The organism is Mycobacterium sp. NGS54 (genome assembly GCF_059812465.1).
The window spans coordinates 114,672-139,283 of sequence record NZ_JCALCS010000002.1; the positions used below are offsets into that span (position 1 = coordinate 114,672).

At 69.7% G+C, this 24,612-nt stretch carries 9 protein-coding genes; 3 read left to right on the forward strand and 6 right to left on the reverse strand.

Annotated elements, in window-relative coordinates; translation table 11 throughout:
- Nucleotides 1–4 precede the first annotated feature (4 nt).
- Both AC5Y5E_RS05440 and AC5Y5E_RS05445 read right to left on the reverse strand, forming a co-directional pair.
- Nucleotides 5–1,162, reverse strand: coding sequence for an 8-amino-7-oxononanoate synthase (locus AC5Y5E_RS05440; RefSeq protein ID WP_499901969.1), 1,158 nt, complete (start codon nucleotides 1,160–1,162; stop codon nucleotides 5–7).
- A gap of 38 nt (nucleotides 1,163–1,200) precedes the next feature.
- Complete coding sequence (locus AC5Y5E_RS05445) at nucleotides 1,201–2,649, reverse strand: PE family protein (RefSeq protein ID WP_499901970.1); 1,449 nt, start codon at nucleotides 2,647–2,649, stop codon at nucleotides 1,201–1,203.
- 883 nt (nucleotides 2,650–3,532) lie between these two features.
- Here AC5Y5E_RS05445 and AC5Y5E_RS05450 point away from each other — a divergent pair.
- A complete protein-coding gene (locus AC5Y5E_RS05450) occupies nucleotides 3,533–3,814 on the forward strand; it encodes a hypothetical protein (protein WP_499901971.1) in 282 nt (93 codons plus the stop codon).
- 175 nt (nucleotides 3,815–3,989) lie between these two features.
- A complete protein-coding gene (locus AC5Y5E_RS05455) occupies nucleotides 3,990–4,664 on the forward strand; it encodes a methyltransferase family protein (protein ID WP_499901972.1) in 675 nt (224 codons plus the stop codon).
- 12 nt (nucleotides 4,665–4,676) lie between these two features.
- Here AC5Y5E_RS05455 and AC5Y5E_RS05460 read toward each other — a convergent pair whose 3' ends face one another.
- The 3 genes from AC5Y5E_RS05460 to AC5Y5E_RS05470 are packed head-to-tail and all read right to left on the reverse strand — an operon-like array spanning nucleotide 4,677 to nucleotide 22,061.
- A complete protein-coding gene (locus tag AC5Y5E_RS05460; RefSeq protein ID WP_499901973.1) occupies nucleotides 4,677–17,282 on the reverse strand; it encodes a non-ribosomal peptide synthetase in 12,606 nt (4,201 codons plus the stop codon).
- Entirely contained in the window at nucleotides 17,269–21,825 is a 4,557-nt protein-coding gene (locus AC5Y5E_RS05465; RefSeq protein WP_499901974.1) for an amino acid adenylation domain-containing protein, read from the reverse strand. The genes AC5Y5E_RS05460 and AC5Y5E_RS05465 overlap by 14 nt, the downstream gene beginning before the upstream one ends.
- Nucleotides 21,826–21,830: 5 nt before the next feature.
- Nucleotides 21,831–22,061 (reverse strand): MbtH family protein, encoded by a 231-nt coding sequence (locus tag AC5Y5E_RS05470; RefSeq protein WP_499882317.1) that lies wholly within the window; start codon nucleotides 22,059–22,061, stop codon nucleotides 21,831–21,833.
- 820 nt (nucleotides 22,062–22,881) lie between these two features.
- Here AC5Y5E_RS05470 and AC5Y5E_RS05475 point away from each other — a divergent pair.
- On the forward strand, nucleotides 22,882–23,622 hold the full coding sequence (locus AC5Y5E_RS05475) for a class I SAM-dependent methyltransferase (RefSeq protein WP_499901975.1): 741 nt from the start codon (nucleotides 22,882–22,884) through the stop codon (nucleotides 23,620–23,622).
- A gap of 8 nt (nucleotides 23,623–23,630) precedes the next feature.
- On the opposite strand, the gene AC5Y5E_RS05480 is transcribed toward AC5Y5E_RS05475, so the two are convergent.
- Nucleotides 23,631–24,593 carry a sulfotransferase gene (locus AC5Y5E_RS05480; protein WP_499901976.1) on the reverse strand — a complete coding sequence of 321 codons (963 nt, stop codon included), beginning with the start codon at nucleotides 24,591–24,593 and terminating at the stop codon, nucleotides 23,631–23,633.
- Nucleotides 24,594–24,612 lie beyond the last annotated feature (19 nt).

Below are 24,612 nucleotides of genomic sequence, written 5' to 3' on the forward strand. Positions count from 1 at the left end.
CGCCTTAAACACGTCCCGCGAGCACGTCCGTCAGCACCCGCCGCGCGGTCTCGAGGTCGTCGGCGTCCAGCGACGCCCTCGCGGACAGCCGCAGCCGCGACGTCCCGGCGGGCACGGTGGGCGGCCGGAAGCAGCCGACCTTGACGCCGGCGTCGAGGCAGGCGGTGGCGGCGGCCAGCGCCACCCCCGGGTCACCCAGGATCACCGAAACCACCGCCGACTGCGGTTCTTCCGGCACGTCGCAGGTTTCGGCCAGGTAGCGGGCGTGGCGCAGCACCGCGTCCGGCCGCCACGCCTCGGCCCGCAGCACGCGCAGCGCGGCCCGCGCGGCGCCTACCGCCGCCGGCGCCAGGCCGGTGTCGAAGATGAACGGCCGGGCCGCGTCGATCAGGTGGGCGCGCACCGGCGCCGGCCCGAGCACCACGCCGCCCTGACTGCCCAGCGCCTTGGACAGCGTCGTGGTCACGACGACGTCGGGGGCGCCCGCGAGCCCGAGCTCGTGCAGCAGCCCGCGCCCGCCGCCGCGCACCCCGAGGCCGTGCGCCTCGTCGACGATGAGTAGCGCGCGATGACGGCGGCACACCTCGTGCAGTTCGCGCACCGGGGCCAGCGAGCCGTCGGCGCTGAACACGGAGTCGGTGATTACGACGGCGCGCTCCTCGTCGCGGGAGCCCAGGGCCGCGTCCACGGCGGCCACGTCGCGGTGCGGAGTCACCAGCACCCGGGCGCGTGACAGCCGGCAGGCGTCCACCAGCGAGGCGTGCGACAGGGCGTCGGACACCAGCAGCGAACCGGGGCCGGACAGGCCGACGACCGCTCCCAGGTTGGCGGTGTAGCCGGAGGAGAACAGCAGGCCCGAGGCGGCGCCCACGAACTCGGCGAGCTCGGTCTCGAATTCCTGGTGCAGCTCGGTGTCGCCGGTGACCAGGCGAGAGCCGGTGGCTCCGGCGCCCCACATGCGCAGCGCCGCGACGCCGCCCTCGATGACGTCGGGGTGCTGGGACAGGCCGAGATAGTCGTTGGACGCCAGGTCCAGCTCGGTCGTGACGGCGGGACGCGGGCGGAGCGAGCGACGCAGCCCGGCCTCGCGGCGCCGCTCCTCCACCGCGTCCAGCCAGGCCAGCGGCGACGTCTCGATCGGTGCCCGCGGGAAGGCGTTCATGGGCCTTCAGCCTACGGGGCGGGCGGCATCGGCCGTCGCTACGGTGTGATGACCTGCCCGGGGTTGCCGGGGGTCCCGCCGAACCCGCCGGCCGCGCCGCCGGTTCCGACGGTGGTGTTGCCCGCGGTGATCGAGTAGGCGTTGCCGCCGTTGCCACCGTTGCCGCCGATGGCGCCGCCGCCGCCGGTCCCGCCGGTGCCGCCGATGGAATGCCCCGTCGCCAAATAGTTTTGGGCGGTGCCGCCCTGGCCGCCGGTGCCGCCGACGGTGACCCCGAAGCCGCCGGTGCCGCCGAGCCCGCCGGTGGCGGTGCCCCACTCGGGCGGGTAGATCGCCAGGCCGTTGAAAGTGTCGACGGTGAAGTTGTAGGGCCCCATGATCGCGCCGCCGCCGTGACCGCCGTTCCCCCCGGCGCCGACCGTGCCGATGCCACCCGCGCCGCCGGTCCCGCCGGTCGCGGTTCCCCACCCCAGGTTGAACGCGACACCGCCCGAGCCGCCGTTGCCGCCGGTGGCGCCCTGGCCGCCCGCCCCACCGGTGCCGCCCAACGCGAAGCCGGCTCCGCCGGCCCCACCGTCGCCGCCCTGGCCGGTGAGGCTCAGGCCGCCGGCCCCGCCGGTACCGCCCTGCGGAACGCCCACGCCCAGTTCGGCGCCCCCGAGGAAGCCCGTGTTGCCGCCTGCTCCGCCGGTGCCGCCGGTCGCGTCGGTTGCGTTCCCGCCGGCGCCGCCGACGCCACCGACACCCGACAGGAATCCACCGGGCCCGCCGGCCCCGCCGTTACCACCGTTGATGCCGGAGGTGATGGAGGCGCCGCCGGCCCCGCCGGCCCCACCATTGCCGCCCCAAATGGCGGCCCCGCCGTTGCCCCCGGCCGCGCCAGCGCCGCCCAGCCCGCCGGCACCCCCGTTGCCGAAGATCCCGGCCTGCCCGCCGTTGCCGCCGGCCACGCCGGCGAGGGTGGAGTCCCAGCCCTTGCCGCCGTTGCCGAGCAACAAGCCGCCGTTCTGGCCGTTCGGGCTGGTCTGCGTGCCGTCGGCCCCGTCGAAGAACAGCGGGGCCCCGACCAGCTGCTGGCTGGTCTGGTTCAACTCGTACATCACGGTCCCGAGGACGTCCGTCCTGGGCGGCGGGGACGGCCCGGAGGCGTCCGCCACCGCGTTCCAAATCGGCGCGAAAATCGAGTAAGGCGAAATGCTGGCCGCATTGGTCGCCTCGGCGGCGGCATACGCCCCGCCCGATCCGGTCAGGGCCTGCACGAACTGGGATTGAAAAGTCGCTGCCTGAGCGCTTAATGCCTGAAACTGCTTCGCGGCGTCGGAGAACACCGACGCGACCGCCGCCGAAACCTCGTCGCCAGCTGCGGCGATCACACCGGTGGTGGGGGCGGCCGCGGCCGCGTTAGCGGCGCTGACCGACGAGCCGATACTCGCCACCTTCGCCGCCGCCGCCGCGAGCGCACCCGGCGCCGCGATCAGATACGACATGGCTGACCTCCGAAGACCGCCTCGGGCTCGTAGGCCTCCATACGACGACGATCACAATCCACTGACCAAAGTGAAAACCTATCCCGTTGTACACGTGCCTTACAACGTTTCACGAGATTTGGTCCAACGTGTTTCGCACCCGCGGCGGCAGGCCGGGAAGAGCCATTATCCGACGTCCCAGCGCCCGCGTCGCCACACACCGCGGTCGCTGATGCCAACACCGGTCACGATCGGCACACATAACGTCATTCATCTGATTCCGCCTCAATCCATCCTAAGTCACGATTAGACGCGGCATTCCCAACTTTGCGTATCTTCAGGCGCGTCCACGGGAAAGGTCGTTATTACGCGCCGCGGCGGACGCCCGCGCCGCGGCATGCCTCGGGTGGCCGGCCGCGTGGGCGTGGCGCGCCGCCGGGCCCGGATTCGCGCCGGGTCGCCGGCGCCGCGGAAAGACACGCGTCCGCAATTGCCGCGGCTCCCCCGCGCCCGCCGCTTCGCCCCCGGTTAGGGCTGGTGAGGCCGAATTGCCCCCGCCCGCCGGCGTCCCGGTCGGCAAACAAAGTGAAAATCGGAATTTGCGTCATGGGCAATTTGGCAGCCTCCAAAAGGAATTTGCCCTCGCGGAGCCCAAGGACTCGTACCATCCACCCTTCCGTCCGGCGGCGCCGGTACCAGTTGCCATGTTATGCAGGGCGATCAGTTCGAAACGTCCGGACCCGCCGTCATTTTCGGTCGATAGTTGTCAGCGTGAAAATGTTTACTGGATCCATTCTCACTAGACGGATGTTTAATAGCGAAATGCCGGGTACAAGAATTGCTAAAACCCGCTCTCAGATGGAGAATTAGCGATACTGGATGCGTGACGCGCGATCGGGGGAGCATGGACGAGGACGACTTTTTGGTAGCCGTCGGGGAAGCCGCGCAGGACGCGGTTTGGAAGACCCAGCATCCGCTCACCCACCACTTGACGGAGGATGACCCGCGCCGCGTGCAGTACCTGCGTGAGTATCAGATGTCGGTAGGTCGCCAGGTGCTCGGGGCGATCGAGAAGCTGCGGCGCGGCGGTTCCTGCCAAGACGCGCCCCGGGAATGCGCGCCCGTGCTGCCGCCGAAGACGGATTTTGCGTTGCTGCGGGTCGCGCAGCAGCACCTGCGCCCTTAATCCCATAAGCCTTCGACGTCACTTCGGCACGCTCGCCGGACTTCGTGCGGGGCAATGACACATTCGCCCACATCCGCCGGGTAGGCGACGGTAGTTTCAGTCTGTGCCGCCGGCGTGCTCGCCGGCGCGAAGGCCGCGCTATTGGCGTGCCGTACGGACGGACGAAGGAGGATGGGTGAAAACCATTCCTAAGATGCTGGTCTTCGCGGTTGTTGAGTTTGTCGTGTTCGGCGCGATGCTGTTTTTTCCGGCGGGCACATTCAATTACTGGCAGGCATGGGTTTTTCTGGTGGTGGTCGGCGTCTCGGCCTGGATCCCCGCCGTGTATTTGCTGCGCATGAACCCTGCCGCGCTCGAGGCCCGGATGCGCGGCGGGCCGGCGGCCGAGGGCCGGATGGCGCAGCGGGTCATCATCGCCGGCTTGTACGCGTCGCTGGCGGCGATGGTCGTGGTCAGCGCGCTTGACCATCGCTTCGGCTGGTCGCCGGTGCCGACGGCGATCTGCGTGGTCGGAGACGTTCTGGTCGCGATTGGCCTGGGTGTGGTGGCGATGGTGATCATTCAGAACAGCTACGCCTCGGCGACCGTCCAGGTGCAGGCGGACCAAAAGGTCGTCTCCAGCGGCCTCTACGGGCTGGTGCGCCACCCGATGTACACCGGCAACGTGATCATGATGGTCGGCATCCCCCTGGCGCTCGGTTCTTACTGGGGACTGGTTTTCGTCGTTCCCGGCCTGCTCGTGCTGGCCTCACGCATCCGCGACGAGGAGAAGCTGCTCCAAAAGGAGCTGGACGGCTACCGCGAATACACGCAGAAGGTTCGCTATCGCCTCGTGCCGTCCATGTGGTAGCCGCGGGCGGTTCTACAGATCCGGGATGACGGGAACTTCTTCCACCGAGCGGGCATGTCCGCCCAACCGCTGACTCAAGCGCCGGACGGACGGTGCCTCGAATAGGGCGGTCACCTCGAGGTTGGCGTCGAGGGCCGTGTTGATCGTGGCGGTGGCCCGCATCGCGGCGAGCGAGTCCCCGCCGAGGTCGAAGAACGACTCGTCGACTCCGACCCGGTCCACGCCGAGCACCTGCGCGTAGATGCCGGTCAAGATCTGCTCGACGAGGCTGGTCGGGGCGTGGGGACCGTCGCCGTTGTGGTGGTGGTGTCGGGGTCCTGACACCGCCGGCTGGGCCGCCGGCGCGTGGTTGTTCGACCTGTCCGCGCGCGCGTGCTTCCCCTCGTCCTGCACATCGACCGACGACAACGGTCGCGCCGGGTCGGTGGTCATGGCGACCAACGTCTCCTTGAACCGCTCGATCAGTGCCTCGATGTCGGCCGGGTCGAAGACGTCCGCGCGGAATTGGACGTGCAGTTCCAATTCGCGGCCCGGCACCGCTTGGACCGTCAGCGGGTAGTGGTAGTAGTCGCGGTTGCGGATCTCGGTGACGGCCAACCCGTCGGTCCCCGACAAGGCGGCGGCGTCGGCCGGGTAATTCTCGTAGACGAAAACGGTGTCGAAGAGCCTTCCGTGGCCGGTGACGCGGTGCACCTCGCTCAGCGCCAGGTGCTGGTGGTCCAGCGTGCGGTTGTGGTCGGCTTGCAGTTGATCGAGCAGGTCGGTGGCGGTGGTCTCCCGCGTGATGGTCGCCCGCACCGGCACCGTGTTGATGAACAGGCCCACCATCGAGTCCGCGCCCGGCACCTCGGCCGGCCGCCCCGAGACGACGGCGCCGAAGGCGACATCGCGCTGGCCGGTCAGCCACGTCAGCAGCTGCGCCCAGGCGGCCTGCAGCACCGTGCTGACGGTGGTGTAGCGCGAGCGCGCCAACTCGCCCAGCGCCCGCGTGGTCTCCTCGGGCACCCGGAACGTTGCGACGCCGCGCCGGCCCAGCCCGAACCAATCCGGCGGCCCGACCAGGGTGGGGGCTTCAAAGCCGGCGAACGTCTCCCGCCACACCGCGCGGGCGGCATCCAGGTCGCGACCGGCCAGCCAGGACACGAACCTGCGATAAGAACCCGCCGCGGGCAGCCGTTGCCCGTAGTAGCTGGCGAACAATTCGCCGAGCAGGATCGGCAGCGACCACCCGTCCAGCACGATGTGGTGATTCGTCAGCACAAACCGGTGCCGGTCTTCCGCGATGCGGATCAGGGCGACCCGCAGGGCCGGGTGATCGGCCAGGTCGTAGACCGCGGCGCGTTCGGCGGCGCAGACCTGCTGGATTTGCTCGTCGAGGTCCGCATCTCCCCCGCTCAGGTCGACATAGCGCCAGGGCACCACGGGATCGGCCGGGATGACCTGCACCGGCTGCTCGAACCGCGCGCTGAAGCGGGCCGCCAGGTTGGGGTGGCGCGCGACGACGGTGTGCACGGCGTCGCGCAGGCGGTGCTGGTCGAGCCGGCCGCTGAGCGCGACGTCGAGTTGCACCGCGTACACGTCGTCGCCGCCCTGGGCGGTGCTGGCGTGAAACAGCAGCCCCTGCTGCAGCGGGGTCAACGGCAGCACGTCGGCGATGCGGTACTGGCGCGCGAGCTCGTCGATCTGCAGCTGGCTCAGCCGCGCGGGCGCGATGTCCGACGGCGTCAACCCGCCGCCGCCGCCCCGCACGTGCGCGCAGATGCCGGCCAGCGCGTCGAACCACAGCCGGCTCAGCCGGCCGACCTGCGCCTGATCCAGGGCCGACGGGGCCCACGTCCAGCCCGCCCGCAGGCGCGGACCCGTCTCGGCGTCCAGGGTGCCGGCGTTGAGCTCCACGGTGTGCATCAGCGGCATCGGAGTCGCCGCGGCAACACCGGTCACCGACCAGCCGTCCTGGCGGATCTCCCAGATGTCGCCGGAGACCTCGGTCGCCGCGGCGCCCAGGCGCCCCAGGTAGTTGAACCCGATCGTGGGGTCGGCGCCGTCCAGGTCGACGTCGCTGTTCAGGTAGCGCAGCACCCCGTAGGTCAAACCGTCCGGCAGCGCCCGAAGCTGCTCTTTGGCGTCTTTGATGACCGCCCCGAGCCCCGCGTCGCCGGCCAGCACCTGCGCCCAGTCCAGCCCGCCCACCGCGAGCGCCACCGGATACTTGGTGGTGAACCATCCCACCGTGCGCGACAGGTCGACATGGGGGTCCAGCTCCTCCTGGCGCCCGTGCCCCTCCGCGTCGATCACGACCGGCGCGCCGGTCCCCAAGAACTCGGCGCACGCCAAAGCGAATGCGATGAGCAAGATTTCGTGGATCCCGGCGTGGAACGCCGCCGGCACCTCACCGAGCAGCATCCGGGTGGTCTCGGCGTCCAGCTCCACCGACAGGTTGCCGGCGGTCGCGTAGGTGTCCACCGCCGGTTGCACCGGCGGCAGCTGCGCGGGCAACGCGGCGATCTGCCGCCACGCGGGCGCGAGCTGCACCACCTCGGGGCGGTGGGCGTATTCGGCCAGCAGCGCGGCCCACCGGGCGAACGACGTCCTCGGCGCCGGTAACACCACCTGCTGCCCGCCGCGGTGCTGGGCCCACGCCAGGTTGAGGTCCTCGAGCAAGATCCGCCACGACACCCCGTCGACCGCCAGGTGGTGAACGATCAGCAGCAACTGGCCGGTCGGGGGCGCCCACAGCGCGCTGAGCATCACCCCGGCGGCCGGGTCCAGCCGCGAGCGCGCCGTCAAAACCGCGTCGTCGGAGAGCACATCCACCGTCTGCAGGCAGCCGCGCGCGTCCACCGAACCGGGTTCGGGCACCGTCACCGACCACCCGTCGGCGCCGTCTGTGTCGTCGCTGTCGACGCGCAGCCGCAACATCGCGTGCCGGTCGAGCAGGGCCTGCAGCACCGCAACCACGTCGGACGAGGTCACCCCCACCGGCGCCTGCACCAGCACCGTCTGGTTGAACTCGCCCACCGGGCCGTCGACGCTTCGCAACCAGCGCATGATCGGGGTGGCCACCACCGGGCCGACGCCCTCGTCGATCACCTCGGCGTCGTCGGCGACCACCCCGGCCACCCGGGCCAGCTTCGCCACGGTCTGCTCGACGAAGATGTCGCGCGGCCGGCACACCACGCCGGCGGCGCGCGCCCGCGCCACCACCTGCATCGACAGGATGCTGTCCCCGCCGAGCTCGAAGAATGACTCCTCGACCCCGACCCGCTCGAGCCCCAGCACCTGGGCGTAGATGCCGGCCAGGATCTCCTCGACCGCGTCAGCCGGGGCGCGGTAGTGGTCGACGTCCTGATACTCCGGGGCCGGCAGGGCGCGGGTGTCGAGCTTGCCGTTGACCGTCAGCGGCAGCGCGTCCAACGCCACCACGGCGGCCGGAACCATATATGCCGGGAGGCGGTCGGCTAGCGCGGCACGCACCTCGGCCAGGTCCACCGCCCCGGTCACGTACCCCACCAGGCGCTTGTCGCCGGGGCGGTCCTCGCGGGCGATCACCACCGCCTGCTCGACGCCGTCCAGGCCGTTCAACGTCGCCTGGACCTCACCCAGCTCGATGCGGTAGCCGCGGATCTTGACCTGCTCGTCGGCGCGGCCCATGTACCGCAGCTGCCCGTCGGCGCCCCAGCACATCAGGTCCCCGGTGCGGTACATGCGCGCGCCCGGACCGCCGAACGGACAGGCGACGAACCGTGTCCCGGTCAAACCCGCGCGGCCGATGTAGCCGTGCGCCAACCCGGCGCCGGCGACGTACAACTCCCCGACCACGCCGGGCGGCACCGGCTGCAACGACCCGTCGAGCACGAAGAAACCGAGGTGCGCCAGCGGCACCCCGATCGGGCTCACGGCGACGTCGACATCGTCGGCGACGATCTCGCGGAACGAGGCATGCACGGTCGTCTCGGTGATGCCGTACATGTTGATCAACCGGGGCCGGGCCGGGTGAGCGTCCAGCCACGCGCGCAGGCGCTGCGGTTCGAGCGCCTCGCCGCCGAACACCACGGCCTCCAGCTCCAACTGAGACCCCAGCTCGGGCTGCAACGCGTCGGCGGCCTGCAAGGCATAAAACGCCGACGGCGTCTGGCTCAAGACGCTGACCCGTTCGGTCACCAGCAGCGCGTGCAGGTCTTCGGGCGAGCGCACCACCGAGTCGGGCACCACCACCACGCGGCCGCCGTAGAGCAGCGCGCCCCAGATCTCCCACACCGAGAAGTCGAACGCCAGCGAGTGGCACTGCGTCCACACCCGGCCGCCGAGCTCCATGTCGCCGGCCAGCGTCGCAAGCAGCCGGGTCACGTTGCGATGCGGGACCGCCACGCCCTTCGGGGTTCCGGTCGTCCCCGAGGTGTAGATGATGTAGGCGACGTCGTCCGGGCAGGCCACCGACGGTGCGGCGCCGAGGCGGGCGTCGACGTCGGGGTCACCGGCGGAATCCGCGGCGTCTTGGACGTCGACGATCAGCAGGTCGCGTCCGGCCAGCCGCGGGCGGTACTCCGCGGTGGTGATCGCGGCGATCGGCGCGGCATCGCCGAGCACGAACTGCATCCGGGCCTCCGGCACCGCCGGGTCGATCGGCACGTACGCCGCCCCGGTCTTCACCACCGCCAGGATCGCCACGATCGCCTCGGCCGAGCGGGGCACCAGCAGCGCCACGCGCCGGCCCGGCCCCACGCCCCCGCCCGCCAACCGGTGCGCCAACCGGTTTGACGCGTCGTCGAGCTCGCGGTAGGTCAGCGAGCGGCCCTCGCAGGTCACCGCCGCCGCGTCGGGCACCAGGGCCACCTGCGCGGCGAACAGCTGCGGAATCGACACCGGCGGGCCCACCGGCTCGGTCAGCGCCGCCCGGTTGCCCCAGTCCGCCAGCCGGGTGCGCTCGACGTCGGCGAGCACGCCGATCGACGACACTTGCCGGGTCGGGTCGGCGGTCATCTCGACCAGCACGCGCTGGAAACGCTCGACCAGGGTTTGGATGCTGGCCGCGTCGAACACGTCGGTGCGAAATTCCACCACCCCGCCGATGCCGGCCGGCTCGCCGTCCGCGTCCAAGTGCTCTTCCAGCGCAAACGCCAAGTCCATGCGCGCGGTGCCGGTGTCCACCGGCATCTGGGTGAGCTCCAGCTCCCCCGACGCGAACCGGGCGGTGGGGTCGCCGGTGGTGTCGTGCAGGGTCCGCCACGCCAGCATCACCTGCACGAGCGGATGGTGCGTCAGCGATCGGGTGGGGTTCAGCCGCTCGACGACCACTTCGAAGGGCACGTCTTGGTGCTCGTAGGCGGCCAGGCTGCGCGCCCGCACCTGCGCGAGCAGGTCGGCGACGCTGGGGTCGCCGGTCAGGTCCACACGCAACACCAACGTGTTGACGAAGAAGCCGACCAACTCGTCCAGCGCGGGGTCGCGGCGCCCGCCGATCGGGAACCCCACCGCCACATCGGAACTCGCGCTGAGCTTGGCCAGCAGCACCGCCAGCGCCGCCTGCATCACCATGAAATTGGTCGCGTTGTGTTCGCGGGCCACCCGCACGACCTGCCGCTGCAACTCGACGGGCAGATGCACCGCCACGCTGGCGCCCCGTTGGTCGGCCACCGGGGGGTAGGGCCGGTCGGTGGGCAGGCCGAGGCGCTCGGGCATGCCCGCCAGGGCTTGTTGCCAGTACTCCAGCTGCGCGGCGATCGGGCTGTCGGGATCGGTGAGATCGCCGAACTGCGCGCGCTGCCACAGCGTGTAGTCGATGTACTGCACCGGCAACGGCGTCCAACCGGGGGCTTGCCCCTCACAGCGGCTGGCGTAGGCCACGGCGATGTCACGCACCAGCGGGGGGATCGACAGGCCGTCGGCGGCGATGTGATGCACCACGGCGACCAGCACGTGTTCGTCATCGGCGATGCGGAAAAGCTTTGCGCGCAAAGGGATCTCGGCGGCGAGATCAAAGCTGTGCCGCGCCGTCTCCTCGATGGCCTCCTGCAGCCGGCCCGGCGACCACGCGGTCGCGTCGACCACGTCCCAGCCGAAGTCGGCCCGCTCGGCGGGCAGCACCAGCTGTTGCGGTATTCCGTCGGGCGCGGTGAACAACGTGCGCAGACTTTCGTGGCGGCCCACCACATCGGCCAGCGCCGCGCAGAACGCGTCGGCGTCCAGCGGCCCACGCAGCCGCAACGCGACCGCCAGGTTGTACACCGGCGACGGGCCCTGCAACTGGTCGATGAACCACAACCGGTTCTGCGCGAAGGACAGGGGAACCACCGCGGGCCGCGGGGCGGCCACCAACGGCTCCAGCACGCCCTCGCCGCCGTGGATGCGCGTCGCCAGCTGGGCCACCGCGGGCGCCTCGAACACGGCGCGCACGGCGACGGCGGCGCCCAGGCCGCTGTTGATCGCAGCGACCAGACGCATCGCCGACAGCGAATCCCCGCCCAGGTCGAAGAATGAGTCGTCCACCCCGACCCGCTCCACGCCCAGCACCTGGGCATAGATGCCGGCCAGGATCTCCTCGGTCGGGGTGGTCGGTGCGCGGTAACGGTCGGTGGCCTCGTAGTCCGGTGCCGGCAGGGCCCGGGTGTCGAGCTTGCCGTTGACCGTCAACGGCAGCGCCGCCAACGCCACCACCGCGGCGGGGACCAGGTAGGCCGGCAGCCGCTCGGCCAGTGCGGATCGCACCGCGGCCGGGTCCGCGGTCCCGGTGATGTATCCGACCAGGCGCTTGTCGCCGGGACGGTCCTCGCGGGCGACCACCACCGCCTGCTCGACGCCGTCGCACGCGGCCAGCGCGGCCCGGACTTCGCCCGGTTCGACGCGATATCCGCGGATCTTGACCTGCTCATCGGCGCGGCCCAGGTATTGCAGCTGCCCGTCGGCGCGCCAGCGCACCAGGTCGCCGGTGCGGTACATGCGGGTCCCGGGCGCGTCCGCGCCGGCGAACGGGCAGGCCACAAAGCGCGATGCGGTCAGCCCGGTCCGGCCGACGTACCCGACGCCCACGCCCCGGCCGGCCACATACAGTTCGCCGACCACACCGGCCGGCACCCGACGCAACGACTCGTCCAGGACGAACAGCGCCGCCGTCGACACCGGGCCGCCGATCGGGGCCGCCCCGGTCCCCGCCCGCAACGGCGAACTCATCGAGGCGTAGACCGTGGCCTCGGTGGGACCGTAGGCGTTGATCACCACCCGCCCGGGCGCCCACTGGTCCACCACCTCGGCCGAGCACGCCTCGCCGCCGAGCAGCAACGCCTCCGCCTCCAACCGCTGCGGGGACAGGGCGGCCACCGCCGACGGGGTTTGGGTGAGCACGTTGACGCGTTCACGGGCCAGCAGGTCGTGGAAATCGTCCGGCGAGACGACGACCGACTGCGGCACCACCACCAGCCGCCCACCGCCGAGCAGCGCGGCCCAGATCTCCCACACCGAGAAGTCGAAGGCATACGAGTGGCATTGCGTCCACACCTGTGTCGCCGGCAGGGATGTGGGCGTCGACGGCGCCAGGTGCGCCAGGTTGCGGTGGGCGATGGCCACGCCCTTGGGCGTTCCGGTGGTTCCCGACGTATAGATCAGGTAGGCGATGTCGTCGGCCGACGGCGCCGGCGGCGCGGTGGCGGGCTGGTTTTCGACGGCGGGGTCGTCCATGTCGATGACCGTCAGATCCCGCCCGGACAGCCGGTCGGCCAGCCCGGCGGTAGTGACCGCGGCGACGGGCGCGGCGTCGCCCAGCATGAAGTCGACCCGGGCCGCCGGCAGCGCCGGGTCGATCGCCAGGTAGGCCGCCCCGGCCTTCAGCACCGCCAGCATGGCCATCACGGCCTGGGCCGACCGCTCCACCAGCAACGCCACACAGGCACCGGGGCCGACACCATGGCCGGACAGCAGGTGCGCGAACCGGTTGGCGGCGTCGTCGAGTTCCCGATAGGTCATCGACCGGTCCCCGAAGGTCACCGCCGGCGCCTCCGGGGCGCGGGCCACCCGCGCGGCGAACAGCGCGGGTATCGACACCGCCGGGTCCCGCCGCGTCAGCACCGCGCGGTTGCCCACCTCGTCGAGGCGGGCGTGCTCGGCCTCGTCGAGCAGGTCCAACGACGACAGCCGGCGCGCCGGATCCGCCGTCATGGCGACCAACACCCGCTTGAGCCGCTCGATGAGCGTCTCGATGCTGGCGGCGTCGAACACGTCGGTCCGGAATTCCACCGCCCCGGCGATCCCGGCGGGCTCACCGGCGTCGGTCCACGTCTCGCCCAGGGAAAACGCCAGGTCGGTGCGCGCCGTCCGGGTGTCCAGCGGCAGCGGCGTGGCCTGCAACCCACCCAGGGCCAAGCCGGTCGGGCTCTGTCCCTGCCCGCTCTGCCAGGCCAGCATCACCTGGACCAGCGGGTGGTGCGTCAGACTGCGGGTCGGGTTGAGCCTTTCCACCAGCACCTCGAACGGCACGTCCTGGTGCTCGTATGCGGATAGGCTGCGCGCCCGCACCTGAGCGAGCAGTTCGGCGACGCTGGGATCACCGGCCAGATCAACCCGCAACACCAGGGTGTTGACGAAGAAGCCCACCAGTTCGTCCAGCGCGGGGTCCCCGCGCCCGGCGATCGGAAAACCCACGGACACATCGGAACTCGCGCCGAGCTTGGCCAGCAACACGGCCATGGCGGCCTGCATCACCATGAAACTGGTGGCGTTGTGTTCCCGGGCCACCCGGGCGACCTCCCGCTGCAGCTCGGCGGGCCAGTCCACCGACACGCTCGCGCCGCGGTAGTCCGCGACCGGCGGGTACGGCCGGTCGGTGGGCAGCTGCAGGTGCTCCGGCATCCCTGCCAGGGCCTCTTGCCAGTAGGTCAGCTGCGCGGCGATGCGGCTGTCGCTGTCGGCGAGATCGCCGAGCTGCGCGCGCTGCCACAGCGTGTAGTCCGCGTACTGCACCGCCAGGTCGGCCCAGTCGGGGGGTTGCCCCACCCGGCGGCTGGCGTAGGCCACCCCGAGATCCCGCACCAGCGGGGCGATCGACGCGCCGTCGGCGGCGATGTGGTGCACCACGGCCACCAGCACGTGTTCGTCGTCGGCGACCCGGAAAAGCCTTGCCCGCATGGGGATCTCGGCCGCCAGGTCGAACGGGTGATGGGCCACCTCGTCGAGGGCCTCGGCCAGCCGGCTTTCCGGCCAGCCGGTGGCGTCGACGACGGCCCAACCGAAGTCGGCCCGCTCGGGAGGCACGATCAGCTGCCGCGGGACGCCGTCGTGCGCGGCGAACAGCGTGCGCAGGCTCTCCTGCCGGACGACCACGTCGGCCAGCGCCGCGCCCAACGCGTCCTCTTCGAAGGCATCCATCCGCCCACGCAGCCGCAGGGCGACCGCCATGTTGTAGATCGTCGAGGGGCCCTGGAACTGGTCGATGAACCACAGCCGGCTCTGGGCGAACGACAGCGGAATCACCGCGGGCCGCTCCACGGCGGTCAACGGCTCCAACCGGGCGTCATCCCCACCGATCCGCGTCGCCAACTGGGCGACCGTGGGCGCCTCGAACAGCGTGCGCACCGAAAGACCGGCGTCCAGGCCGCTGTTGACCGCGGCGATCAGGCGCACGGCCGACAGCGAATCCCCGCCGAGGTCGAAGAACGATTCGTCGACCCCGACCAGTCGCGGCGGCTGCACGCCCAGCACCTGCGCGTAGATGCCGGCCAGCAGCTCCTCGACCGCGTTGGTCGGGGCGCGATAGGGGCCGCCGTCCTGGTATTCGGGCGCCGGCAGGGCCCGGGTGTCGAGTTTGCCGTTGACCGTCAGCGGCAGCGCGTCGACCACCATCACCGCGGCCGGCACCATGTACGCCGGGAGCCGCTCGGCCAGCGCCGCACGCGCCGACGCCGCGAACGACGCCGGATCCGTGGGTCCGGTGACGTAGCCCACCAGCCGCTTGTCCCCGGGGCGATCCTCGCGGGCGATCACGGCCGCCTGCTTGACGCCGTCCAGCGCGCCCAGCGCCGCCTGGATTTCGCCGAGTTCGATCCGATACCCGCGGATCTTGACCTGCTTGTCGGCCCGCCCCACGTACCGCAGCTGCCCGTCGGCGCCCCACCACACCAGGTCCCCGGTGCGGTACATCCGCTGTCCCGGCTCTCCGAACGGACAGGCCACGAACCGCGTCGAGCTCAGCGCCGGCCGGCCCACGTAGCCGTCCGCCACCCCTGCCCCGGCCACGTACAACTCCCCCACCACGCCCGCCGGGAGCGGCCGCAGCCACCCGTCGAGCACGAAAAATCCGAGATGGGCCAGCGGCACGCCGATGGGGCTGGCGACGCCGTCGACGTCGCCGGCGACGATCTCCCGGAACGACGCGTGCACCGTCGTCTCGGTGATGCCGTACATGTTGATCAGCCGCGGCAAACCCGGGTGGTTGTCCAGCCAGGCCCGCAGCCGCTGCGGTTCGAGCGCCTCGCCGCCGAACACCACGGCCTCGAGCTTGAGGCGGGGTTCCGGCTCGGGCTGCGCCGCGTCGGCGCTCTGCAGCGCATAGAACGCCGACGGGGTCTGGCTCAACACGGTGACCTGTTCGGCCACCAACAAGGCGTGCAGGTCTTGCGGCGAGCGCACCACCGAATCGGGCACGATCACCAGCCGGCCGCCGTAGAGCAGCGCCCCCCAGATCTCCCACACCGAAAAGTCGAAGGCCAGCGAGTGGCACTGCGACCACACCTGCCCCGCCAGCTCCAGGTCGACGTCCAGCGTCTCCAGCAGCCGGGTCACGTTGCGATGCGGGATCGCCACGCCCTTGGGGGTTCCGGTCGTGCCCGACGTGTAGATGAGGTAGGCGATGTCGTCCGGGGCCGGCGCCGGCAGCGGGGTGCTGGGCTGGCCGTCGATGGCGGGGTCGTTGATGTCGATGATCGCCACGTCGCGCCCGGCCAGCCGATCGGCCAACCCGGCGGTCGTGATCACCGCGATCGGCGCGGCGTCGTCAAGCACAAACCCCATCCGGGCCGGCGGCACCGTCGGGTCGATCGGCACGTACGCCGCGCCGGTCTTCAGCACGGCCAACATCGCGACGACCGCGTCGGCCGACCGCGGCAACAACAGCGCCACGCGCTGCCCCGGACCCACACCCTGGCCGGCCAGCAGGTGCGCCAGCCGGTTGGCCGCCTGCTTCACCTCGCGATAGGTCCACAAACGGTCCCCCGCGCTGATCGCCACCGCCTCGGGCGTGCGTGCCACCTGCGCGCCGAACAGCACCGGAATCGACACCGGTACGCCGACCGGCTGGCTCAAGCCCGCGCGATTCCCCCACCTCTGAAGCTGCGCGTGCTCGGCGGCGTCGAGCACGTCCATCGATGACAACCGCCGGCCCGGGTCGGCGGCCATCGCCGCCAGCACCCGCTTGAACCGCTCGATCAGCGTCTCGATGTCGGCCGCGTCGAACACGCCCGTGTCGAATTCGACCCGCAGACCCATTTCGGTGCCCGGCATGGCCTGGACCGCGAGCGGGTAATGGTTGTACTCGCGGTGGGTGAAATCGGTGATGGCCAGCCCTTGGTCACCTTGGCCGCCCGACAGCGCGGCCGCGTCGAGCGGGTAGTTCTCGTACACGAAAATGGTGTCGAACAGGTGGTCCTGGCCGGTGACGCGGTGCATCTCGCTGAGCGCCAGGTGCTGGTGGTCGATCGTGTGGCTGTAGGCGTTCTGCAGCTGATCGAGCAGGTCGGCGGTGCTGGTGGTCGCCGTGATGCTGGCCCGCACCGGCACCGTGTTGATGAACAGGCCCACCATCGACTCCGCCCCGGGCACCTCGGGCGGCCGTCCCGAGACCGTCGTGCCGAAGGCGACGTCGTGCCGGCCGGTCAGCCACATCAGCAGCTGGGCCCAGGCGGCCTGCACCACGGTACTGACCGTGGTGTGGCTCGAGCGCGCCAGCTCGCCGAGCGCCCGCGTGGTCTGCTCGGGCACCCGGAACGACGCGACGCCTCGCGGCCCCCGGCCCAACCGGCTCGCCGGGGCCACCAGCGTGGGGGTGTCGAATCCGGCCAGCACCTCGCGCCACGCGTCGCGGGCGGCATCCAGGTCGCGACCGGCCAGCCACGTCACGTAGCTGCGATACTTCGCCGCCGCGGGCAGCCACTGCCCGTGATAGCTGGCGAATATCTCCCCCACCAGGATCGGCAGCGACCAGCCGTCCAGCACGATGTGGTGATTGGTCAGCACCAACCGGTGCTGGTCCTCGGCGGTGCCGATGAGCGCGGCGCGGAAGGCCGGCTGGTTGGTGAGATTGCAGACCGCGGCGCGTTCGGCCGCGCAAACCTGCCGGATCTGCTCGTCGAGGTCCGGGCGGCCCCCACGCAGGTCGACGAAGCGCCAGGGCGCCACGGGATCGGCCGGGATGATCTGCACCGGCTGGTCGAACTTGTCGGAGAACCGGGCCGCCAGGTTGGGGTGGCGGGCGACCACGGCCTGCACCGCGTCGCGCAGGCGGTCCTGGTCGACCGGACCGCTCAGTGCGATCTCCAGCTGCACCGAATAAACGTCGTCGCCGCCCTCGGCGGTGATTGCATGGAACCACAACCCCTGCTGCAAAGGGGTCAGTGGCAGTACGTCAGCTATCCGCATATTGCCGCTGCAGGTCGTCGATTTGCTGCTGGCTGAGACCGGCGGCGATGTCGGAGGGCGTCAACCCGCCCCCGCCGCCGCGCACGTGCGCGCAGATGCCGGCCAACGCGTCGAACCACAACCGGCTCAGCCGGGTGATCTGCGCGTGGTTCAGCGTGGAGGGCGCCCAGGTCCAGCGGGCGTGCAGCTGTGGTCCGGTGTCGGTGTCGACCGTACTGGCGTTTAGCTCCACGGTGTGCATCAGCGGCATGGGGATGGCCGCGGCGACGTCGGTCACCGACCAGCCGCCCTGACCGAGCCGCCACACATCGCCGGACACCTCGCCCGCCGCGCCGAGCCGCCCCAGGTAGTTGAACCCGATCGGCGGGTCGGACGGGGCCAGGTCGACGTCGGCGTTCAAGTAGCGCAACGCCCCGTAGGTCAAGCCGTCCGGCAGCGCGCGAAGTTGCTCTTTGGCGTCCTTGACGACCGCACCCAGCCTGGCGTCGCCGGCCACCACCCGCGCCCAGTCCAGGTCGCCGACCGCGACCGACACCGGATACTTGCTGGTGAACCAGCCGACCGTGCGGGACAGGTCGACATGGGGAGCCAGTTCCTCCTGGCGCCCGTGACCCTCCACATCGATGACGATCGGGGCGCCGCCGCTGCCCACGAATTCCGCCATCGCCAGGGCGAAGGCGATCAACAGGATCTCGTGCACCCCGGCATGGAACGCCGCCGGCACCTCGTCCAGCAGCGCGCGGGTGGTCTCGCCATCCAGCTGCGCCGACAGGTTGCCCGCGCTCGCATAGGTGTCCGCCTCGGGACGCACCGGCGGCAGCGCCGCGGGTGCCGCCGCGATCTGGCGCCAGACGTCGGCCTGCGCCACGACCTCCGGGCGGTGCGCGTGCTCGGCCAACAGCGACGCCCACTGGGCGAACGACGTGCTCGGCGCCGGCAACACCAACTCCTGCCCACCGCGATGCTGGGCCCAGGCGATGTTGAGGTCCTCGAGCAGGATCCGCCACGACACCCCGTCGACGGCCAGGTGGTGAACGATCAGCACCAACTGCCCGGTGTCACCGACCCACAGCGCGCTGAGCATCAGCCCGGCCGCCGGATCCAACCGCGACCGCGCCTCGACCACCGTCTCGTCGGACAACGCCGGCACCGCGCGAAGGCACCGGCGGGCATCCACCGAGCCGGCCTCCGGAACCGTCAGCGACCAGCCGCCGGCGCCGTCGTCCTCGACCCGCAGCCGCAGCATGGCGTGCCGATCGAGCACGGCCTGCAGCACCGCCACCACGTCGTCCTCCGTCGCCCCCGCCGGGGCCTGCACCGACACCGCCTGGTTGAACTGATCGACCGGGCCCTCGACGCCACGCAGCCAGCGCATGATCGGTGTCGCGTCCACCGGACCGACGCCGTCGTCGCCGAAATCGGCGTCGGCCGTGGCCACTTCGGCCACCCGGGCCAGCTGGGCGACGGTCTGCTCGACGAAAATGTCCCGCGGCCGGCACACCACCCCGGCGGCCCGCGCGCGCGCCACCACCTGCATCGACAGGATGCTGTCCCCGCCGAGCTCGAAGAACGACTCGTCCACCCCGACGCGCTCCAGCCCGAGGACCTGCGCGTAGATGTCGGCCAGGATCTCCTCGACCGCGTTGCCCGGGGCCCGGTAGCGATCGACGTCCTGATACTCCGGCGCCGGCAGGGCGCGCTTGTCGAGTTTGCCGTTGACCGTCAGCGGCACCGCGTCGATCACCACGACCGCGGCCGGCACCATGTACGCCGGCAACCGCTCGGCCAGCGCGGCGCGCGCGGCGGCCGGCTCGGCGGACCCGGTCACGTACCCCACCAGGCGCTTGTCGCCGGGGCGGTCCTCCCGCGCCAGCACCACGGCCTGCTCGACGCCGTCCAGGGCGGCGAGGGCGGCTTGGACTTCACCCAGCTCGATGCGGAACCCGCGGATCTTGACCTGCTCGTCGGCGCGCCCCACATACCGCAGCTGCCCGTCGGCGCCCCACCACGCCAGGTCCCCGGTGCGGTACATGCGCGCCCCGGGCTCGCCGAACGGGCACGCCACGAACCGCGTCGACGTCAAACCCGGTCGCCGCCAATAGCCGCACCCGGCGCCGCCGCCGGCCACGTACAACTCCCCGACCACCCCGGCCGGCACCTGCCGCATCCACCCGTCGAGCACGAAGAACGCGTACTGGCCCAACGGCACGCCAATGGGACTGGCGGAACTGTCCACATCCTCGGGGAAGATCTCCCGGAACGAGGCATGCACCGTCGTCTCGGTCGTGCCGTACAAGTTGAGCAGCCGTGGTGCTTCCGGATGGTCGTCCAGCCAGCTGCGCAACCGCTGCGGTTCCAGCGCTTCGCCGGCGAAGATCACCGCACGAAGTTGGAGCTGACGTGCCAGCTCGGGCGCAAGCGCGTCCGCGGTTTGCAGCGCGTAAAACGCCGACGGGGTCTGGCTCAAGACTTCGACCTGTTCCTTGGCCAGCAACGCGTGGAAATCTTCGGGCGAACGCGCCACCGACTCGGGCACGACCACGAGGCGCCCGCCGGACAGCAGTGCGCCCCAAATCTCGCACACCGAGACGTCGAAGGCCAAGGAGTGCCACTGCGACCACACCTGCCCCGGCGACAGCTCGACGTCCAAGGACTCCAGCAGCCGGGTCACGTTGTGGTGGGTGATGGCCACGCCCTTGGGCACACCCGTCGTACCCGAGGTGTAGATGAGGTAGGCGACGTTGTCCGGCTCCGGCACCGGCAGCGCCGTGCCGGATTCGGGGCCGACGGCGGGGTTTGCCAGCTCGGCGACATCGATGACGATCAGATCGCGCCCGTCCAGCCGGTCGGCCAAGCCGGCGGCGGTGATCGCCGCGACCGGCGCGGCATCGTCGAGCATGAACTCGATGCGGGCCGCCGGCACCGCCGGGTCGATCGGCACGTACGCCGCCCCGGTCTTGAGCACCGCGAGGATCGCCACGATCGCCTCGGCCGATCGCGGCAGCAACAGCGCCACCCGCTGACCCGGGCCCACCCCGTGGCCGGCCAGTAGCCGAGCCAACCGGTCGGCGCCCTCCTCGACCTGGCGGTAGGTCCACGACGATTGCCCGAACGTGATCGCCACCGCCTCCGGCGCGCGGGCGGCCTGGGTGGCGAACATCGCCGGGATCGACTGCGAAGCGGTTGCCGGCCGGCTCAACACCGCGCGGTTACCCCATCCGTCGAGCCCGTCGAGCTCGGCGTCCTCGAACAGGCCCATCGACGAGAGCCGCCGCCCCGGGTCGGCGGTCATCGCCACCAGCACGCGGCCCAGCCGCTTCGCCAATTCGGCGACCTCGAATTTCGCGAGCGGGCTCCCGGCGCCGGCGGTGCTGAGGAAAAGCTGGTCGCCGCCGCCGGAGAACATCAACGCAAAGGCACCCACCTGAACGGGATTCGTGAACGACGCCGACGCCGCGACACCGGCGAAGTCCATCGTCATTTTCGACGGCATGAAATTGACGCTCACCCGATCGGGTCGCGCCCCGCGCGGGTCGGCCTTGCGTTCGAGGGCGTGCACCGGGAACCGCTGATGGTCCAGCGCCTCGCGGATGCGCGCGTCGACATACTCACAAAAACCGGCGACCGTGGATCGCGGCGAAACGCTCAGCACCAGCGGCACCACGCCGGAAACCATTCCCGGGAGCGTCTTTGACTCCGGGCGCACGCGCCGGCTGACCGGAAACTCGAGCACCACCTCTGAGCTGTCGGCGCACCACCCGCGCACCAAAAGGGCGCAGGCCGCGGTGATGACCGACGACCGCGGCACCTTCCACGCGTCGGAGAGTTCTTGAACTCGGCGCAGCACGACGGGGTCCAGTCGAACGGGCGCGGACGGCTGGGACCGTTCCCCCTCCTCCGCGGTCGGGAGAAACCCGTTCTGTGGCCCGCTCTCCGGCGGCAGATTCCTGGTCCAGTAGTCCTGATCTTCGGCGTAATCGGTGGACGTTTCGTATTCCGACTCGACGCGAACCAAGTCCTCCAACGAGCCGAAGAAAGCGGGGGGAATGGGTTCGTGCGAAACAATTGCGGCGTACACGGTCGCAATCCGATTTGCGATAAGCGTAATTCCGGTGCCGTCCACGATCATATGATGGAAGCATCCGAACAAATAGAATTCATCGGACCATGTCTGGAATAAAGCAAAATTGAACAGCGGACCGGCGGCGGGCATTGGCGTGCGCTGGATCGATAATGCCATCCGACGGGCTTCCTGCACCGGATGGCGTGTGTCGCTGAGATCGTGGAAGGCGACCTCGAAGTCCGGGTGATCGATCGCCCTCTGGACGACCTGGCCATCCACCTCGAAGACGGCGGCCCTGGCCGGTTCGGCCTCCTGCATCACGTGACGGATCGCCCGCTGAAGCAACTCGCGGTCCACCGTGCCGTCGAATCGGACAAGCACGCCAAGCTGCCACTCCGTACCGGAGTGGCCCGTTTCCTGCGCGAGCCAAATGTCCAGCTGTCCCCGCGTCAGCGGGAGAGCCCGGTCATCAAGTTCCATCCGGATTACCTATCAAACCCCTGTCCCGCCGCTAACCTTTCGCGCAGAGTTCTCGGCCGTATATCGGTCCAGTTCTGTTCGATGTAGTCCAGGCACGCTGCGCGGTCCGCTTCGCCGTACACCACCCGCCAGCCGGCCGGAACGTCGGCGAACGCCGGCCACAGGCTGTGTTGTTCCTCGTCGTTGACCAAGACGAAAAAACTGCCGTCGTCGTCGTCGAACGGATTAGTGCTCACCGCGTCTCCAGACCGTCTAACTGGACATGGGTATAACAAGTTCTAAACCATACTGGAGCCCCACAGAGCTTGTCTAAGCCTTCGGGCAATTTGAGGTAGGCGGGGATCTACTGGCGCCACCGCATCCGGAATGTTGCCTAGGCGAACTATTGGTACGGTTTAGCCGCCGTCTGCCCTACCCGCGGTCTGTGGACCGGCGCCTACCGGCCTCGACATCGCCCTCACCCCGGCGGCGCGGGCAGAACATGCAGGAAAACGGGCCGTCGGCCCGGACCGACCGGTTGCGCGTGGGGCCGTGCCGTCCCCCGCGCACATATATATAGGTAGGAGAAATTGCCGAGCCGGCCTCGGGAGGCTCGCGCGGTCCCCGGAAACTACTGCCTCTCGTCGGGCACGCGCATTCAGCGGTGCGGGCGCCAAACCACCGCCTCGAGACGGCACACATCGACGCGGCTTCCGCCTCGTCGGCCGCCTCGCCGTACTAAATTGCGCCTCCCTGACGGCCTCTCGACCACATGAATTTACGACGCCTAACGCTCGAAGGTTGAGCCCCTAGCGGGCGCCGGACGGTCGTGTAGCATGCAACCTGATTGGGCGGCACGTTGAACCGGGTGTATTCCGAATCAAAATATCCACAATAAAGACACCATGTGACCGATCATGGGTCAACGCAGATCTGGTTGGGGCGACATAAATGGACAGCCATAACGAACCTTCGGCGCAGGTTGAAACGAAGGATAATTCACCCGTTGCAATGTCGGAGCACCTCGCTGACGACCTACTTTCTACGACCGCCGGCGGGTGGAAAAGCTTTTACAATTTGCTCAGCCGCCGCTTGGAGGACGCCGGGGTCGCCGATTCATCGTTCTTCCTCAATTACGGGTACGCGTCTCTGGGTTCGAACGACGAATCGGCATTCACCATTCGCCCGGGAACCTTCAACGCCAACTCGGTCCGGTTGGTGTTCGAAGTCATCGGACCGGTCGACCTCGACGACCGCACGGTCGTCGAAATCGGATGCGGCCGCGGTGGCAACGCCGCGCTCGTCGCGGAGAAGTTCAGCGCCAAGGTGATCGGCATCGACATGTCCTCGGAGGCGATCGCTTTCTGCAGCAAGACGCACGTAAAGCGCCCGATCGACTTCCGGGTCGGCGATGCGTTGAACATCCCGCTGCCCGACGCGTCGTGCGACGCCGTCGTCAACGTGGAGTCCTCACACTCGTACGGCAACCTGCCGAAATTCCTGAGTGAGGTGCGCAGGATCTGCCGACCCGGAGCATGGTTCCTGCACACCGACTTCCTGAGCCCCGAGGACTGGGACCAGGTGAGGATGCGTCTGAAGCGCTCGGGCTTCGTCACCGAAAGCGACCGGGACATTACCGCGAACGTGCTGGCCTCGCGCGATCAAGCGAGCGATACCTGGGCCGAGGTATACGGCGACCGCAATGCCCGCGTCGCGAACTTCCTCTCCCTGCCCGGCTCGGCGATCTACGAACAGATGCGGGCCGGCCTATTGGAATACCGGATACTGAGGTCTCAACTGCGGACCGAAGCCGCATAGCGTCGACATCACCACTCGAGGTCGGAGTAGAACAGCCTCGATACGTCGCTCGTCAGCTCTTTGATGGTGAGAATTTCGCGGTCACTGAGCCGATTCTTCCAGTTTGAGACGTTCACCTTGCTATTTCGTCTGATGCTGAATTCATCGCCCCGCGGCGGTACGGAAGGGTTCTGCTCGCCCGAGCTGGCCTCGATGGCGGTTTGGACGCCGGTCGTGAATTCCAGGCCGAGCGCCGTATAGATCTTTTGGAAACTGCCCACGGGATCCATGGACAATTCTTCGTGCTTGAGGAACAGCCACCCCGGATAGCGCGTGCGGTACTCGTTGACCACCGCGTAGATGCAATTCCACAGGAGGGCCCCCACCGGGATGGTTTCCTGTTCATGCTCGGCGAAGTAGCGGATCTCCGATTCAAAATCCGCCAATCTGGTTTCGCGCATGAGTTGCGGTTGCCGCAGGAAGTGGTTGAAGTCGAATTTCCAATTCAAAATCTTCAGACTGGAACACAGCGCGGCGGGATGCCGGATCATGACGACGACGTTCATATCGAATCGCCGAGCCAACCAGGGGGCGGAAAACACGGCGATCGGGTCTTTCATGACCGCCGTATCTTTTCTCAATCTGTGCGTGGAAAGATTCGCAAAAGCCAATAGACACCGCGCCGCTTCCCGCGAGCTCCTGGCATGCAGAAGATTTGTCCGCAAGGGGTATTTGAAATCGACCAGACCCTCGAGGTAGTTGTCGAATTGGTGAGAATTCTCATCGGTTATGTACTGAAAATTCACTTTTATGGGGTTGGCGAAGCCGCATAAGTCGCCGTTTTCCGGGGTGAAGGGCTCATGGATGTAGCCCATACCGGGCGCGTGGGAGATCATCCGGCCGGTCCAGGTGGTGCCGGACCGCGGTGCGCCGGTAACGAGAATCCGCCGTCTGCCCTCCAAGGCGCTGACGAGTTCGCGTCCCACGGCCACGTCGCATGCTCCCGTCTAG

Coding starts and splice junctions, on each gene's coding strand:
- AC5Y5E_RS05450 (WP_499901971.1), top strand. CDS start 3,533: ATGGACGAGGACGACTTTTTGGTAGCCGTCGGGGAAGCCGCGCAGGAC.
- AC5Y5E_RS05445 (WP_499901970.1), bottom strand. CDS start 2,649: ATGTCGTATCTGATCGCGGCGCCGGGTGCGCTCGCGGCGGCGGCGGCG.
- AC5Y5E_RS05440 (WP_499901969.1), bottom strand. CDS start 1,162: ATGAACGCCTTCCCGCGGGCACCGATCGAGACGTCGCCGCTGGCCTGG.
- AC5Y5E_RS05465 (WP_499901974.1), bottom strand. CDS start 21,825: ATGGAACTTGATGACCGGGCTCTCCCGCTGACGCGGGGACAGCTGGAC.
- AC5Y5E_RS05460 (WP_499901973.1), bottom strand. CDS start 17,282: ATGCGGATAGCTGACGTACTGCCACTGACCCCTTTGCAGCAGGGGTTG.